8 protein-coding genes are annotated in these 16,802 nt (G+C 56.7%); all 8 read right to left on the minus strand.

Annotation, left to right across the window (positions count from 1 at the left end; all coding sequences use genetic code 11):
• Positions 1–428: 428 nt before the first annotated feature.
• Positions 429–2,237 carry a glycoside hydrolase family 9 protein gene (locus MKJ04_RS13550; protein WP_241642189.1) on the minus strand — a complete coding sequence of 603 codons (1,809 nt, stop codon included), beginning with the start codon at positions 2,235–2,237 and terminating at the stop codon, positions 429–431.
• Positions 2,238–2,352: 115 nt separating this feature from the next.
• Complete coding sequence (locus tag MKJ04_RS13555) at positions 2,353–3,702, minus strand: vanadium-dependent haloperoxidase (protein ID WP_241642190.1); 1,350 nt, start codon at positions 3,700–3,702, stop codon at positions 2,353–2,355.
• A gap of 3 nt (positions 3,703–3,705) precedes the next feature.
• A complete protein-coding gene (locus tag MKJ04_RS13560) occupies positions 3,706–7,020 on the minus strand; it encodes a VCBS repeat-containing protein (RefSeq protein WP_241642191.1) in 3,315 nt (1,104 codons plus the stop codon).
• Between the two features lie 158 nt (positions 7,021–7,178).
• Positions 7,179–9,584 carry a xyloglucanase gene (locus tag MKJ04_RS13565; RefSeq protein WP_241642192.1) on the minus strand — a complete coding sequence of 802 codons (2,406 nt, stop codon included), beginning with the start codon at positions 9,582–9,584 and terminating at the stop codon, positions 7,179–7,181.
• A 504-nt stretch (positions 9,585–10,088) separates the two neighbouring features.
• The gene (locus MKJ04_RS13570; protein WP_241642193.1) at positions 10,089–11,753 is read right to left on the minus strand and encodes a glycosyl hydrolase; all 1,665 of its coding nucleotides are present in this window, start codon (positions 11,751–11,753) and stop codon (positions 10,089–10,091) included.
• Positions 11,754–11,876: 123 nt separating this feature from the next.
• The gene (locus MKJ04_RS13575) at positions 11,877–13,922 is read right to left on the minus strand and encodes an IPT/TIG domain-containing protein (RefSeq protein ID WP_241642194.1); all 2,046 of its coding nucleotides are present in this window, start codon (positions 13,920–13,922) and stop codon (positions 11,877–11,879) included.
• Between the two features lie 24 nt (positions 13,923–13,946).
• Positions 13,947–15,098: a glycan-binding surface protein gene (locus tag MKJ04_RS13580; RefSeq protein WP_241642195.1), complete on the minus strand. Its 1,152-nt coding sequence runs from the start codon at positions 15,096–15,098 to the stop codon at positions 13,947–13,949.
• 34 nt (positions 15,099–15,132) lie between these two features.
• A complete protein-coding gene (locus MKJ04_RS13585; protein WP_241642196.1) occupies positions 15,133–16,800 on the minus strand; it encodes a RagB/SusD family nutrient uptake outer membrane protein in 1,668 nt (555 codons plus the stop codon).
• Positions 16,801–16,802 lie beyond the last annotated feature (2 nt).

Consider the following 16,802-nt stretch of genomic DNA (forward strand, 5'->3'; position numbering starts at 1 on the left):
AAGCGGACGCCTGCGCCAGTGTTTACAGACTCCAAAATCACGAACTTCCTGAATACTGAGGCATAACCTTGCTTTTCTTGAAGAGCAGTTATACCCCACTATCAAAAATTTTTTGTACAGTCAAATCTGCCGTTATGCAAGAGAGCTGTGCAGTTCGTAAAAGTCCTCTTTTGAAGGGGGCAGGGGGATGAAAGGCGGCCGGAAGACCCATTTCTGCTCTTGCTTGATGAGAAACAGCTTCTGAAACACCACACATATGAATGTCCGCAGGGTGTGTCATCCCCCTAACCCCCTTCTTCTTAGAGGGCCCCTACCCCCAAGGGGGACAAAAGAGGGCATTTTGTAACAGCAGATAGTAAACACTGCAGAAAATACTTCAAAGCGCAAAATCCATTCGATACTGGTATTATACCCCTGACCCCTGCATGCTACAAAGCCCCTTTTGCCTGCAGCGCCTCCAGCCCTCCGGCCAGGTACACGAATGGCGCGTTCCAGTTGATGGCGATCTCGTTGGAGGCGTAGGAGCAATCGTCGTCGGTATACATCTCATCGGGGAAGGTTGAGGAGTACGTGGTGCAGTTGTCCTGCTTGTCGGCGCGCGCGTTGGTGCCGCCGGATAGGAGGCCCGGCACTGGGTCTGCGATGCCGTCGGCAATGGAGGGACGATGGTGTGGGTGCAGGGTCGGTTTACCTCCGAATCCGGTCAGGAAGGAGTAGCCGGTAGCGTTGCGGCCCAGCAAATAGTCGAGGTTGGAAACTGCCCCCCGGATATACTTTTTGTCATTCGTCAGGCGGTAGGCCTGGAGCAGGGCGATGCCCTGGTTTGCCGCCACTGCGCTGCTGCCCCATACATAGTCTTTCTCGGTTTTTCCCATCACGGTCCGGTAGGTGCGGGCATCCACTCCGTCCAGCAGCGCATCGGCCATACCTACCATGCGTGCCTTTATTTCCGGCAGCGCTTTCCGGCCCACCGGCGTAAGCGAATCGCCCAGGCGCACCAGGGTGTAGTAACCCAGCAAGCGCACCTGCGCCCAGCTCGGCAAAGGCATATTTTGGTCGGGCAGCATATTTACGGCGGTATAAAAGCTGTCCTGCTTGGTAGTGGCGTACAGCTCGGCCGCCGCCCAGATAAACTCATCGCTCAACTCGCGGTCGCCGTAGGCCCCTGTGGTTACCTCGGGCTTAAACTGCTTGTTCATGGTGTCCTGCTCATACCGTACGGCGGGGTTTTTCCGGGCCCACTGCCAGGCGCTGGTCGCTGCCGCAAGGCAGGAGTCGGCTAGCCCCGGGTACTCGCGGCTGTAAGTGCGGTATACCCGGCTGGCCTGCGCCATCACGGCCGCAAAGTCGAGTGCGGCGGCTGTGCCTTTCTGCACCACGTAGCGCGGGTTAGTGGCCGCATCGGGCATCACCATGCCGTCAAACGCCGGATTGGTGAGTTTGTGGTATACGCCGCCGTCGTGTGGGTCCTGCATGGTCAGCATCCAGCGGAGGTTCCACAGGGATTCGTCCAGCAGGTCGGGCACGCCATTGCCGCTCTCCGGGATGTTCAGCTCCAGCGACGCAAAGTATTCCGGGAAGTCCTCGTAGGCAGCCAGCAGGGTGCCCATCGTGATGCCGGAGTTAACGATGTACTTGTTGTAGTCACCGGCATCATACCACCCACGCGGAGAGGAGAGCACGGTACCGGCCGGACGCTGCGCAGAGGCGGCAGAGGGATGCACCAGCACGTTTTTGTCGGGGTGCCCGGCGGGCCGTGCCCACTGTCCGGCATAGCGCTCCGGCAACTCCACAGACACGCGCTGGAAGTAGAACCCTTTGATGGCAGCGGCTGCGGCCTCCCGGTGTACGTTTTGTTTGATCTCAAAAGGGTATGAATGGCCTACCTCCGGCACCACCAGCACATAGCTCCCAGCAGCGGTAAAAGCAGAGAAGTCCGCCACGCGCGTGGGCCTGCCCGAAAACTCGTTGGCTTTTGGCTCGGTCAGTTGGCCGGTATAGAGCGTCTTCTGGAGATCCGTGGATTTCACAAAGAACTTCCCGCCGCTGTTATCGCCCACCACCACGGCCAGCTTTGTGGCGTTGGGGTAAAAGCCCACCTGGTTCAGGCGAATGTTCCCGGAAAGTTGCTGCTGCTGCGGTGCGCGTGTTCCACTTTCAGGCTTCAGGCCGGAGCACGAAAACAGCACGGCAACCGCCAGGCCATACAGCGCTGTTTTGATCATAGAATTAGGCATAGGGTATAACGTTTGCGTTGGATACAAAATCAGAAAACGAAAGGCGCGACATCTGCTGCGCCCCGTGAAACACGGGAATTTTAAACTTGCTCTAAAAGGACTTTGTACAGATGCCTTACTTCTGCGCCACAGCCTCTGGGCTGGTTTCGGCCAAGCGGCCTGTCTTGCGCAGCACCCACGCGCCTACCTGCAGCCCCTGCACGCGCCCGTTGTCGATCGCGTCAATGAAGTGGATGCCGCCATAAAACCGGGACATTCCCGCCTCGATGGCCGCCTGCTGGAAGGAGTCGAACGACCTGGCGGGCAGGTGATAGCGCTCCTCCACCGTGTCCACAAACTTGAAATCATCCCCGAAATAATGCGTGAGCACCACCGCCGAGGCGGCAGAGATGGTAGAGTGGCCGCTCAGGTACTCCGGAAAAGGCGGCGTCTGGAGAAATGGCTTCCATGAGGGATCCAGGTACTTGCGGATCGCCGTTTCGGGCCGGATGCGGTTGCTCCGGTACTTCTCATCCCAGCAGGAAATAAAGCCGTCCATCAGGGCAACCGACAGGACGGTATGGATTTCCATGGCTTCGGAAAAGCTCTTGTTGGCCTGTTGGCACACCAGGCCGGTTATACCCAACCAATGCGCGCCGGGGGAGATCTTCTTCATCCCGACCATCAGGTGGCCGTTTTCCTGCAGGGCAAAGGGGTTGCAGTCCCAGAAGGCGGCGATCTGCTGGTTTTCTTTGGATAAACTTGCCGCGCCCTGCTGCTGGCACTGGCGCAGGAGGGTATAAAACTCCGAGTCTTCTTTTGTGGAGAAAGGCACGGGGGCCGCGGGCTGAAACTGGCTGCAGGTATCGAGGGTGAGGGTGCGCAGCGTGTTAAACTGCGGCTCCACGGGAGCAAAAAATCCGGGTGGCGTGGGCTGCCAGGTGCCCTCCTCGCCGGTGGGCGAGTAGCGGGCATAGTTGCTGATGCGGTTGTATTTGTCGGCTTTGGCGTAGGCCAGCACCTGCTGGCTCACGGCCTGGGCATACTGCAGCGAGGCGGCGATCACCTCCTCAGGCACCCCGGCCGTGCGGCAGGAGTCGAGGAACTGCGTTTGGTAGGCTGCCAGCATGGCCCCGGAAGGCTGCATTTTCTGGGCGGTTTCCAGCATGGCCAGCAGCGCACTCAGTTGATAGGAATACCCTGTGAGGCCCGCAGGTTTGGCAATCTGCGGATAGTCGTTGAGGAGGCCGTGCATGCTGGGCTGCGTGCTGTCGTGCTGCGACACCACCTCATACCCGGCCAGTGTGGCGTAGGCGAAAAACCGGCCCGCCAGCGGTGGGTTCGTCACGTCGTTCACCATCACCTCGGTCATCTCGTCTATCACCCCGCTGATGTGCTGCGGGCCAAATTCCAAGGGGGCTTCCGCCTTGCGGGAACAGGCAAACGCGAACAGCAGGAAAACAGCGATAAGGTAGCGTTTTGTCATAGGTTACTTCAGTTTATATGCCTTCAGCGGTTGCTGGTTTATACCAACAACCATCGTTTTATTAAGGAGCAACACACGCCGCACGTCGCCTTTCAGCTGGAGTCCCGACCGGGCCTGCGGCACGTAGGCAAACCCGCCTTTGCCATTGCCCTGCAGCAGCACGCCGTAATTGGCATCGTACTGGCCGAAGCGCAAACGGGCCTCGTTCATGTTGCCGGTCAGCAGCACATCCAGCTTGCCGTCGTTGTTAAAATCCAGCGGAGAGATGGCGTATACCGGGGCAAACTGCGCCTCGATGGGCAGCTTTTTCTCCAGTAGCTTGCCCTCCGGGGTGCTTTCAAAGTAAGTTGTCGCTAAGTTACTAACAGACAAGTGTTTTGCGCCACTAAGTTCCTCCGGGGTGAAGATCTCCTGCAGCGTTGCGTCGGCGTAGCTCGCGTAGCTGGTAAAGCGCGTGCGCATCAAACTGATCTGGTCGAGGAGCTCATCGCGGGTAACGTAGGGGTGGCGCTGCCCTTGCATGTAAAAAGTGAGGATGGGGTCTACGGAGCCGTTGTCGTCGAAGTCTTTATAGTATAGCTCGGCCAGCTGCCTGTCTGAGGCCTTCACCTGTGTGTTCAGGCCCATGTTGCCCACCAGCAGGTCAGGCTTGCCATCCTGGTTAAAATCCGCAATCGCCAGCGTGTTCCACCACCCGCTATGCCGCTTCGTGAAATAGGCGTCCGTCGCCTCCGTCAGTTTGCCGCCCTCGTTCCTGAACACCGTGACCGGCATCCACTCCCCCACCAGTATCAGTTCGGGCTTTTGGTCACCGTCCAGGTCGTGCCAGGCCGCATCCGTCACCATACCGATGCGCTGCAATGCCGGGGCCACGGCAGCGGTGGCATCCGTGAACGTGCCCGTGCCATCGTTGAGCAGGATATAGCTGCGCGGCGTTTCAGGGTAGCGCCCCGGAATCACGCGGCCTCCCACAAACAAATCCATATGCCCGTCGCCATTCACGTCGGTGGCGCAGGCCACGCTGCTGCTGCCCGGCATGCGGGGCAGGGCACTGCCGCTTTTCGTGAAGTTGCCTTTGCCGTCGTTCAGGTAGAGCCTGTCCTGCAGCAAGGCGTCGTCGGGCGCAAAATTGCCATACCCACCGCTGCTCAGGTAGGCATCCACGCTCCCGTCGCCGTTCGCGTCGAAGAAGGTTACGTTGGCATCGTGGCTCAATTTGTCGGCTTCCAGCGCCGGGGTTGCCCTGGCTGTAAACCGGCCGCCGCGCTGCTGTATAAAGAGCGCCCCTGCCTGCCCTGCTCCGCCCCCTACCCATACATCCTCCAGCCCGTCGCCGTTCACATCGGCCTTCGCCAGTGCCAGTCCTGCGGAAGACAGCGGGTTTACCAGCAGCGGCTGGCGCTTGAAATCGTTTTCCCTGGTTTTCTGGTGCGTAAAGCGCACCGGCGACGCGATTTCCTCAAACACCGGAGCGGCACTGGCTTTGGGAAAACGGTAAGTCGCCGTGGCCTCTGTCTCCCGCAGGGTGAGCGTCTGGTTTGTCTTCACTTCGCGCAGCACCTGCTGCCTGCCGCCCGGCCATACTACCCGCAGCGAGTCGAGCTCACGGTCCTGCCCCGTCCCAAAATGCAGCACCCCCGACACGCTCGACTGGTAGCCGCGCGTGGGCATCTGCTCCTGGTATTGTTGCCTGCCTTCTTTGTAGAGCGTCACCCTGGCGCCCACCCCTTGCGTGTTTTTGCCGCTCCCCGCCAGCTTCAGCCGCAGGTAGTGGTGCCCCAGCTGCTTGCTGGCCTCGTTCCGGTAGATAAAAGCCGGCTTGTTGATGTTGTTCACCACCAGGTCCAGGTCGCCGTCATTATCCAGATCGGCGTAGGCGGCCCCGTTGCTGTTGGAGGCGGCGTCCATACCCCACTCCGCGCCTTTGTCCGCGAAAGTCAGGTCGCCGTTGTTGCGGAAGATGTAGTTGCGCACGTTGGAGGAGGGGATTTTATGTACCAGGTCGAGGACGCCTTTCCGATTCCCCCCACCCGCTTGCTGCATAAAGGAGCTTTTGTATTTGATGAAATCCAGGTTGGTGAAGTCGCGCAGGAAGCCGTTGGACACGAAGAGGTCTTTCCACCCGTCGTTGTCGTAGTCGGCAAACAGGGGCGCCCAGCTCCAGTCGGTGTTCGAGATGCCGGCCAGCTGCCCCACCTCGCTGAAGGTGCCGTCGCCGTTGTTCAGGTGCAGCATGTTGCGCATGTACTGCGGGCTGAAGCCCACCCGCCGGAAAAGGTCGAAGTACTCGTAATTGTCCGGGGCGAAAAGCAGTTTCTGCCGCCTGTTATCGGCTGGCAGCATGTCCAGGGTATACACATCGGGCAGCCCGTCGTTGTTGATGTCGGCAATGTCGTTCCCCATCGAGTACAGGGAGGTATGGCCCACACTCTGGTTGAGCCTGTCTGTAAAGGTGCCGTCGCCGTTGTTGAGGTATAGGTAATCCGGGGCAGAGTAGTCGTTGGAAATATAGATATCGGGCCACCCGTCCTGGTTCAGGTCTGCTATACCGGCGCCGAGGCCATAGGTAAACGCCGAGCCTGCCAGCCCCGCCCGGTCCGACACGTCCGTGAATTTGCCGGTATCGTTTCGGTAAAGCTTCACGCGCATGGCGGGCTCCTTCTGTTTCTGGATCTGGGAGATGCTCACCTCATCCAGATTCTGGAACACCATGGGGTTGTGGTTCAGCAGCAGCATGTCCAGGTCGCCGTCGCGGTCGTAGTCGAGGAAAGAGGCGCTGGTACTAAAGGCAGGATCGGCCAGGCCATACCCTGCCGCCTCGTCCACAAACACCGGGATGCCGTTCGCGCCAGCCCCCCTGTTGACAAACAGCTGGTTGGCCCTTGCCTGCGGGGGCATGTTGCCGGAATAGCAGAGGTAAATATCCAGCAGTCCGTCACCGTTCACATCGGCCATGGCCACGCCCGTTTTCCAGTTGTTAGGTCGGCCCGCCACGCCCGCCGGCGCCGTCACGTCTTCAAACTGCATGTTCCCTTTGTTGAGGTAGAGCCGGTTGGGCACCATGTTCCCCGAGAAGTAAAGGTCCTCCAGCCCGTCGTTGTTAACGTCGCCCACGGCTACACCTCCCCCGTTGTAAAAATACTGGTAGGCAAGAATATTGCCGTATGGGCTCTCCTGGATGGTATTGGCAAAGCTGACGTTAGTTTCAGTTGGAGGGAGCAGGCTGAAAAGGGGTTTTGTGGCCTGTGGGTTTTTGCTTGCCGTGCCTGCTTCTGTTGCGGCACCCTCTTTCTCGCCACACCCCGTAGCCAAAGCCATCAGGAGGAGGAGATAAAGCAGATAAGATACTCTTATTGGGCGCATGCGAGTGAACAATATACTTCTAAAATTATAAAAATTTGGCGTTAACGCAACAGGTACCCGATCCGCTGGTTACCGGTGTCGCGCGCGTAGCAGCGTGCTGATTTCTTGTGTTTTCAGTATTTCACGATCCTCACGGTTTTCGTGCGCTCCTGCTGCCGGATGCGCAGCAGGTACACGCCAGCCGGGAGTGTGCCGCCAACAGCACATGCATCCTTACAGGTCCCGGCTTCCAGCTTACTGCCCAGCAGGCTCGTGATGGTATAAGTAGCGGCCCCTTCGGTGCGGAGCTGCAGGGCTCCCCGGAAAGGATTCGGCCCAAACGTCACGGCTGGCTCCGGCGCATCGTTCAGTCCGCTTACCACGCCCATTGCATCGCCATACACAATCCCCCGGCCTGAGGTGGCGATGTATACCCGCCCGAAATGGCGCGGGTCGCCGGTGATATCGTTCACGCCGCCAAACTGGTGCTGTGCGTCATCAATTCTCAGCCAGGTGCCCCCGGCGTCATCGGAGCGGTAGAAGCCGTTGACCTGGGCAATCTTTCCCGCCAGGTATACCGCTGGGTAGGTTTTCCCCGGAGCGGGTTTCCCGAAGCCAACGTTAACCGCATCCTGCACCTGGGCCTGCTTCGCAAAGCTTGCGCCCGAATTGGAGGAACGGTACAGGCCCTGCCCGGGTATGGTTAGCCAAAGCTCGCCCGCGCTGCCATCCACCGATTTCAGGTTCGCTGCCCAGGTTAGCCAGCTGGGCACCTGGGGCAAGCAGCTGGCGGCAACGGCAAAAGAGGCTCCGCCGTTCGTGCTCACCAGCACCTTGCCCGCCTCAGCGTCATAGAGGTAAAACGTGTTGCTGCTCACTCTGTCTGCCACAGGCCGCAAACCTGCTTTCGCCACGCCAGTTGCGCTGCTCCAACTGCCTCCCTGGTTGCGCGAGTAAAACATACCCGAAACGCCGCCCGGTGTCCATACCAGTATAGCCCCATCTGCTGAAACGGCGATCGAGCCCCCGCCTGTCGTCCCGGCGGGAAAGGTGCCAAAGCTGCTCCACGAGTTGCCCCCGTCTGCTGAGTGCGCGCCATACCTGCCATCCGCGATGTTGTGCGTCCGGGCTATGATCGCGGGCTTCAGCGCAGCGAAAGCGATGCTGGTGTTCGTGCCAAAGGACGGAGCCAACCGGCCAGTGGCCGGAGACGCATCCAGCGACTCGTGCCGGAACCCGTCGATGTCCCCCAGTGCGCTCAGCAGGGGCGCGCCCTCCGGCGGACTGATCAGTTGCAGGGGCACAGTTTCCTCCAAACCTCGGTTCTGGAACTTCCAGTTTATAGGGAGGTTAGCGGCTGCGGCAGTCAGGTTAACGGTCTGGAAGACGCCATAGCCGGTCACAAACCAGGCTTTGTCGGAGTCAAAGGGGTCGAGGGCGACATCCCCGACCCAGTGCGGGGTGGAGGCGGCGGCATAAGGTGCCAGCGAATGGTCGAATGTGGCTGTGCTGAGCAAAGGCTTCCAGCTCCCCCCGCCGTTGCTGCTGTAAAACACTTCGTCTCGTGGCCACCAGCGGTCCATGGTGGAGACCAGCAGTGTTCCGGGTTTTTGAGGATCGAGGGCAAGTCCGGCGTAGCCCCCCTGCCCTGCTGGCGGGCTGATATCGGTCCAGTTGCCTGCGGCCGTGTTTAGTTTCCAGACCGCCCCATCCGTAATGTTGTTGGGGCCGGGCGCGTTGGTATAGGTCAGGTATAAAGTGCCATCGGCAGCCAGTTGGGCATGCTGCGGCATTTTAGTCGTCGGTTGCCCGGGCACAGCCGCCCAGGTGCCGCCGCCATCGGTGCTTTTATACAGGTTTGTGCCTTGCTTTAACACGCCCACATATAGGGTTGGCGTGGCACTGCCGCTGGTTCCGCTGGCCTTATCGAAGTGCACAAAAGAAATACCGCCGGAACCGACCGGGGAGCTGGACACCGGAAAGCTGCTGACTTTAGCCCAGGTGGCACCGTAATCGGAGCTTTTCCAGAGGCCGTCGGTGCTGGAGCCCAGGTATAGGATCCTCCCCAAATTCGGGTCTACCTGCAGCCGCTCCCCCGCCGACCGCCCGTCTTCGTTCCCGCCCAGTTTGATGGGGAGGTTCGCCTGAGTCCATGTAACGCCCTTATCCGTTGAGGCGAGTACTGCGCCAGTGCCGGCCCACGATTGGGTATAAAGCCCGGTGGCCAGGTATACTCTGCTGGGGTCGGCAGGGTCTGTGGCCAGGCTCAGCACTCCGGTATAGTTTTCCTGGCCTCTGCCCAGATGGTCGGTCATGGGCACCCACGTCTCCGTGAGGGCATTCCAGCGGTAAGCGCCCCCCACATCGGTCCGGGCATACGCCACATCTTTCGCCGTGGGGTGGTATTCCACTCCGGTTACAAAACCGCCACCCTGTATCTGCACATTCTTCCAGGTATAAGCGGCAGGATCCTGCGCCTCTGCACTTGGTTGGACCAGCAACACAAAGCAGCTCAGAAGAAAAGCAAAGAGTTTATTCATGGGTATAGGTTAGGCTATATGGCATAAGAGCGGGGCGCGGAAACGTTTCAGCTTCTGTAAGAATGGGCTGTTCCAGCCCCTCAGTTTGTAAGCTATAAATTTTAAGATAACGTGACCTTGGGAATATAGCGGTTATTTCAAAACTTGAACAGCCTTGCTTTCATAGCTTGCTTTGCGCTCCACGCCCGCTGGGGCGCGTTTTCCCGCTCGGCACTGTGCCGTGTTCCTTTGCTCGCTGCGCTACGCAATGCCTCACTCTGTTCGGCACCGGAACCCGCCAAGGTGCCTCCCGGAAAAACTGGGAATCACTTTGCCTTGTTCTAACAGTAAAGTATGCCCTCGATGGCTAAAAACTTCATTTTGTTTTTTTTAAACTACAACAATTCGCGGGTTCACTTCAAACTATAAAACACGCGCGCACCCCAAAGCATGTGCTTGCAATGTTCCTTGCATGAAACGTAAGTTAGATTTCGTTTTTCGAAGCGAAATCTAAACGTGCTTTCGCTACTGTTTCACCACTTTCACGGCTCCTTCCTGATCGACCTTCACGAGGTATACCCCCGGTGCGAGGCCCACGAAAGGCACCGTGGCTTTCGTGCCATTCACTTTCTGGCTGATTACCCGCATTCCGAGGGAATTATACACCTCTACCTTGTGCATCCGCTCGGTGCTGCTGACCGTCAGATGACTGGTGACCTGTGTCGGGTAGGCGATAAAGTGGCGTGCTGCCGCGGGCCTGCCCCAGATACCAGTTGGCCCTTTCACCACGTCCTGCCGTTCGTAGGTGCGAAGCTCGGGCATCTCGTCCAACGTGATCACGTAGTCGTGGGCGAACATCTTCTTCCAGAGGTCGAGGGTGTTATACTTGCTGTTGCGGGTATACCCGCCATACCAGGGCATGTACCACGACCAAGCCGCCCCGTCGCGCACCAGGTTATCGACATCCGGGAAAGAGCCCGTTTCGCTCAGCGTCAGCATTTTTTTGCCGCCATACCGGTTGTTCATGTCACTGAACTCCAGCGTCTGCGAGCTGTGGTCGCCGTCTTTGTAGATGTCACGGCCCACGATGTCCACGTACGCGTCGCCGGGGTACCAGGCATCGTCGTTCGGCTCCCGGGTCCATACCCAAATCAGGTTGCGCAGCCCGTGGTGGATAACCATGCGCTCATACATCAGGTGCCACAGTGCCTTTAGCGGCTCCGGCCCTTTGGCTCCCCACCAGAACCAACCGCCAGCCGCCTCGTGCAACGGCCGCCAGATCACGGGCACGTGCTGGTCCTGCAGCTCTTTGAGCAAACCGGCGATATAGTCGATGTCTGCCAGCATGGCCGCGTATTCGGCGGAGTTCGTGTCCGTCACTTTGGAGATATCGAAGGTGGTGCCGTTCGGCTTGCCCTGGTTTTGGGTATAAAACTCCTCTGTGGCGCGGGAGGGGTCGCGCCAGTGCCACATCAGGGCCGGGATGCCGTTGCGGGTATACCAGTTTCTGGCGTCGGTGATGGGCTCCTTGTCGTTGTACCAGGTGTAGTTGCGGCCGCTGTGCATAAAATCCATACCTGCCAGGGCTGGCTCTTTGCCCGTGTTTTGCTTCAGCCAGTTCACTTCGTCCATGCTGTTCAGGGTCATCACGCCCGAGATGATCTTGTCGCCGTAGCTGTCGAGCAGGAAATCATACAGGGCCTTTGACTCCGCGGTGGGGTTCGGCGTCACGAGCGTCTGGTTCAGGTCAAAGCGGTCGGTGCCGTCTATTTCCTCAAACGCGATATAATCGATGTTTATCCAACCCCACGACTTCATGATCTTTGCCAGGTGCGGGCCTGCCGCCAGTTTCTGCGCACTGATTAACTTAAGCGTTGTATACTGGCTGTTTTGCTTTAATGAAAAGTCCAGGGTATTTCCGCCAATCTCAAAGGTGTTGATCTTGTCGCCTCCGGGCGCGGCAGCCCTGAGGTAGATGTTATAATAGCCTTCCTTCGGCAGCGTCACGGCAAAAGTCAGGTTGCCCTCGCCCTGTGCCACGGCAAAGCCACCCGAGCATGTCGCGCATGCCTGCTTTGCCGCGCCCCCGGCAAGTGTCGCGTCCTCGGCCTCATACCGTTGCGCCATGCCTTCTAGGGCCACCAGAAGCGGAAGGACCAAAAGCAGGAATTTGGTAAAAATTTTAATCATAATGAAAAGTTTATATCTGATTGCTTTTCGTCGACTGTATGTATATCAGGCGAATCGCCCAACTAGCTGATATAAAAAAGGAAGAGCATTTACGCTCTTCCTTTTTTTCTTTGGGATCAAATCTTAACGAAGTCCAAAATCATCCACGTAGACCGTGTTCGGGTTCGTACCGTAGTTTTTAATGTAGAGCTCGGAGATCCCGCCTGACACATCCCCTAAAGAGGTGATAGGAATCTCGATCAGCTTGTACTCGCCCTTTTTGATGTCGAAAGGAACATCGGCCAGCATGGTGCCGCCAGTGTTTTTCACCTGAATCGCCATGCGGCCGTCAGCTGTGGCACCATATACATAGAGTACCAGGTGCGTGTAACCCGCCAGCACATTGGCGTTGGTCGGGTGCAGTTGCACTGCGCCATACGCGTCGTTATAGCTTATTTTCAGCGCGCTTGAACCTCGGCTCACCTGCTCTGCGTTTGCAACATCCTGCACGGCGGTGCCCCAACCGCCCCACTTGTCCCAACCTTCCGCAAATGCGTCCTGGTATATATACTTGTCGATGTTTGGTGCGGCGGAGCCTATCTCCGCTCTCTTGTCCGACTGCACCTCGAAGTTAGACACTGTGATGAGTTTCAGCAGACCGGACTTAGCATCTTCCGGAACGCGCAGTACAATCTGGTTGGAGTTCTGAGCCACGAAAGTAGAAACTGTGGCTCCACCAGTGAATACCACCGATTTCACGAGCTGCAGCTCGGTACCGGTCAAGGTCAGGAAGTTGCCAGGTACAACAGGCTCTGGCGTAACCGTTTTGATGATAGGAAGCACAATAGTTACCTGCGCCTCTGTTACCACCACGTAATCTTTAACGGTGGTCAGGGTCAGAGCGCCTTTGGTGGCGTTCATCGGCACCTTCACCACTATCTGTGTGGCAGACTGGCTTACAAAAGCAGCTACTTTAGTGCCGCCCTTAAACTCGATGCTCTTTACCAGGTCCAGGTTCGTGCCGTTGATGGTCAGGTTCTGGCCCGGGTCGATAGGAGCCGGAGAAACGGAGGTGATGGCAGGCAGGATGATGGAAACGGCCTGCGTTGTCGCAACCTCCACACCAGATTTGGCTACCAATGTCATGGTGCCGCTGGAAGCGTTGTCCGGCACCTTCACCACGATCTGTGTAGCCGACTGGCTTACGAAAGTGGCTGTTTTGGCTTCGCCCACGCCTTTGAACTTGATCTCTTTCACCAGGTTCAGGTTCGTGCCCGTAATGGTTAGGTTCTCGCTGTGCTTTATATTACTCGGAGAAACGGCTGTAACGGCAGGTAAGGTAACGTCTAACGACTGTGTTGTCTCCACCTCTACGTCAGACAATGCCACTAGCGTCAGGTTGCCGGTTTTTGCGTTGGCCGGTACGGTCACCACCATTTCGGTTGGGGTCTGGCTCACAAACGCAGTAACGGTCGCATCTCCTACGCCTGAAAACATCACTGCTTTCACCAGATCCAGGTTAGTGCCTTTTATGGTCAGGTTAGCGCCGTTGTTCACAGCTGTTGGCGTCAGGGCAGTCACTTCGGGCAGCGTCACGATCAGCTCCTCCTCCGTCTCCACGAAAGCTGGCTCCGTACCACCACCTATCACCAGCAGTTTGCCGGTTTTGGCGGTCATCGGCACCTGCAGCACCAGTTGCGTTGCAGTCTGGCTTACAAAGGTGTCCACAGTGTCGCTTTCGAAAACCACGCCCTCTACCCAGTTCAGCTTTGTGCCCGTAATGGTGATGTTAGCACCGGGCCTAGCCTCTTCTGTCATAGACGTGATGGTGATGGGCACCTCGAAACTGAGGACTGTTTTAGAAACCACATCGCCCATTGGCGTTTTCAGGGTCACCAGACCCTCGGTGGCCTCTTGCGGCACCACCAGCACGATCAGTTCTGCTGTCTGGCTCACGAAATCAGCTTTATTCACTGTTACGCTGGGTAGTTCAATCGCGTCCACTTTGTTCAGGTTATGGCCGATGAAGCGGATTTCTTCGCCATGCTGCACACCGGTAGGGCCAAAACTCAGCAGTTCTACCTGACTTGGGCCGTTATCCTCTTTGTCATCGTCGCAGGAGGTGATAAAACCCAAAGACAGCACGAGGAATGCAAGCAGCAACAGCCTCACATTATATAACTTCTTCATATCGATCTCTTAAAGAATAGACAATTATTTAGCTGTTTTAGGCACTACACGCATGTTATCCATCGCAAAGTTCGTGTTTACTGCCATTGGTCCATGGAAGTAGAAAGACACGCCATACCCAGCCGGATTATAAGGAAACTCGTTGTTATCTGTGTAAAAGACCTCAAAAGGAATGGTCACTGTTTCCCACGAGCCTCCTGTGTCCACGTTCGGCTTCCAGTTGTAGTACACATCGTTTCGTTCAGCGGCCATGTTATTGCCCATGTACATCCGCATCTCGGCTCCGGCAAGCGGGGCTAACGTAGCAATCTCAAACTTAAGCACATATGCGCTAGGTTTCGCAAAAGCTGCCTGCGGGATTTTCACGGTTTCCATCGCTACATCTGTCGGAGCAACCCAGAATTCAGAATAAGGGTATTGCCCCAGGTTTTTGTTGAAGCGCAGGAACTTGCCGTTGATCGCGGTGATTTCTGGATCTGACGCTTTTACATAATCCGCCCCAGACCAGAAACCGGCTGTGGTGCCGTCGAAGCTGGCGATAATGTTGCGGTTGTCGCGGAACCAGAAGTCTGACTCTGTTTCACCGAAGTTGGTCTTCACCGTTATTGGCCCTGGCATCGCGCCCTCTGGCACCGTCACTTCAATTATGCCATCCTCCACCGAAACAACAGCGCCTTCCACGCCACCCGTGAAAGTGACTGTCACCGGCTCATAGAAGTAGCTGCCCATGATAGTCGCTACATCCCCAGTGTTTACATATTCGCTCAGCATTCCCGTAATCACCGGCTCGCTGATGTCCACCGTAAAGTCGTGCAACAGGGAGTCGCCGTTGGCGAAGACGATCTTCATTGTGTTCGTAATGCTCGTCGGGATATTGGACGGTACACGCGTAATAATCGTGGTGTTGGTGATGAAGGTTGGGATAAGCTGTGCCGGTTGGTCGTTGAACCAAAGCTTGCGGGCGTTCTGCAGGTTTTCGCCGATGATGGCCACCATACTTCCCTGTCCTGCTTTCACTACGAGTGAGTCAGAGGCAGCCGGGCGGGTCACCCGCACGTAACTTACCATCGGTTTGCCGCCGTTCGGCAGGACGTCGTCCTCGGAGCAGCCGGAGAATATGCCTGCCATCGCGAAGGCGAGGAACAGGAACAGCCAGGAATTGTATCTTCGTTTCATAAGTTCTTTTTTCACTGTTGAATGATTGAAACCGTTAACCACCGAAATCATAAGGAACCGGGTCTTCCCTTAGACTGGGTGCCTGACTGGATTCCACTGCGGGTATAGGCAGCTCAAAGTTTCCTGAGTTCGCGTTTGCCGTTCTTTCGTTAAAACCTTCCGTTTTGACAAATTTCCAAGAAGTGGGATTAGGCATCCGGTCAGGTCGCACGATAAATAAGCCACGATCCTGGTTATTAATGATTTCGTAGGCTTTTTCTGAATCATAATAATGCAGTCTGACTAAATCATACCAGGCAAGGCCTTCCATGGCAAACTCTTTCATGCGCTCCTCAAATATGTCGTCCCAGGTCAGGGCGCCTTCATGGGGCGGCAGCCCTGCACGCTCACGGATTGTGTCGAAGTATTTTAGTATAGTGGCATCTTCTGTGGAAGCGCTGTTGCCCAGCGCAGCTTCTGCATAGATCAGGTACATTTCCGCTAGGCGCAGCATGTATGTGTCGTTGGGGTAGCGCTGCGTAGTAGCCATACCGCCCAGATCGTCAGCCTTACCCACAACGTACTTCTTTATGCTGGCAAAGCTCCGGTCTGAATCTGCTCCTGGGCTTGGGAAGATCAATTCCTGTTCGCTTTGTTTTCCTTCGCTGTCCCGTACCGTCTGCGAGATTTCGGGATAGTGGAAACCAGGCAGCATGTAAGTAGCTTTCAAGCGCGTGTCGGTAGTAAATCCGTCCTCGAACAAGCCGTCATACAGGCTCAGCATCCACCAGGTAGCTCCCAGGTCACCGCCCCAGCCATCACCGTTGGCAATATCATTGCTATAGGTGATCTGCGAAACCATGGTATTTGCATATCCATAGTTGGTGGTGAACACCCACTGCTGCTCGAACAGCGACTCGCTATTGTTGTCATAAGGATAGCGGAACAGGTCGGCATAGTTAGTCAGCAGCTTGGCACCACTCATCTCAATAACCCTATCGGCGTACTCCTTTGCCTTGTTCAGGTACTCCTGGTTTCTGTTTCCTATGGCTCCTACTCCGGCTCTGGTAAGGTACGTTCGGGCCAGCATGCCCTCTGCCGACCATTTCGTCAGCCTACCTTCCTCTAATGCTACAGCAGGCAAATTCTCGGCGGCAAACAGGTAGTCTCTGGTAATAAACTCCCACACGCTTTCGATGGTGTTACGCTTTACGGCGGAGTTGTTCAGCAACTCCAGATTGTTCTCTATGATCGGCACCGCGCCATAGTTCATCACCAGCAGGGTGTAAGCTGTGGCGCGCATAAACCTTGCCTCAGCAATGGCATGGTTCTTTATTTCAGCGCTCACCCCTGGCCCGGCGTAGCGGTTTACGTTCTGGATCAGGGTATTCGCCTGTCCCACCACAATATAAAAAGCCCTGTATGCCTCGCTGTTCGAAGTCGATACTTCGGTGGTGTTAAACAATACGTCGTCTCTGTAGCCGTAGGCCCGGAAGGTTGTTCCGGCCCTCAGGTCGCCTAACGCCCACGAGGCCTTGTCAACATAATCCTTCCAGACCACACTGTAGAGCGGCGCGGTGGCAGCCAGTACTTGCCCGTCAGTTTTAAAGAAGTTGCCATCCACCAAGGTGTCCTTGGGAGGCCTTTCTAAAAACTCTTTATCACAGCCTGTGAACACAGATAAAGTAAGGAGAGCCCCTAGGTATAGATATTTATTTTTCATCT

The organism is Pontibacter sp. E15-1 (assembly GCF_022601975.1).
Taxonomy (GTDB): Bacteria; Bacteroidota; Bacteroidia; order Cytophagales; family Hymenobacteraceae; genus Pontibacter.

What these genes read in the sequence shown, in the direction of transcription:
- MKJ04_RS13550 (WP_241642189.1), bottom strand. Translation starts at nt 2,237, where the DNA reads ATGCCTAATTCTATGATCAAAACAGCGCTGTATGGCCTGGCGGTTGCC.
- MKJ04_RS13555 (WP_241642190.1), bottom strand. Translation starts at nt 3,702, where the DNA reads ATGACAAAACGCTACCTTATCGCTGTTTTCCTGCTGTTCGCGTTTGCC.
- MKJ04_RS13560 (WP_241642191.1), bottom strand. Translation starts at nt 7,020, where the DNA reads ATGGCTTTGGCTACGGGGTGTGGCGAGAAAGAGGGTGCCGCAACAGAA.
- MKJ04_RS13565 (WP_241642192.1), bottom strand. Translation starts at nt 9,584, where the DNA reads ATGAATAAACTCTTTGCTTTTCTTCTGAGCTGCTTTGTGTTGCTGGTC.
- MKJ04_RS13570 (WP_241642193.1), bottom strand. Translation starts at nt 11,753, where the DNA reads ATGATTAAAATTTTTACCAAATTCCTGCTTTTGGTCCTTCCGCTTCTG.
- MKJ04_RS13575 (WP_241642194.1), bottom strand. Translation starts at nt 13,922, where the DNA reads ATGAAGAAGTTATATAATGTGAGGCTGTTGCTGCTTGCATTCCTCGTG.
- MKJ04_RS13580 (WP_241642195.1), bottom strand. Translation starts at nt 15,098, where the DNA reads ATGAAACGAAGATACAATTCCTGGCTGTTCCTGTTCCTCGCCTTCGCG.
- MKJ04_RS13585 (WP_241642196.1), bottom strand. Translation starts at nt 16,800, where the DNA reads ATGAAAAATAAATATCTATACCTAGGGGCTCTCCTTACTTTATCTGTG.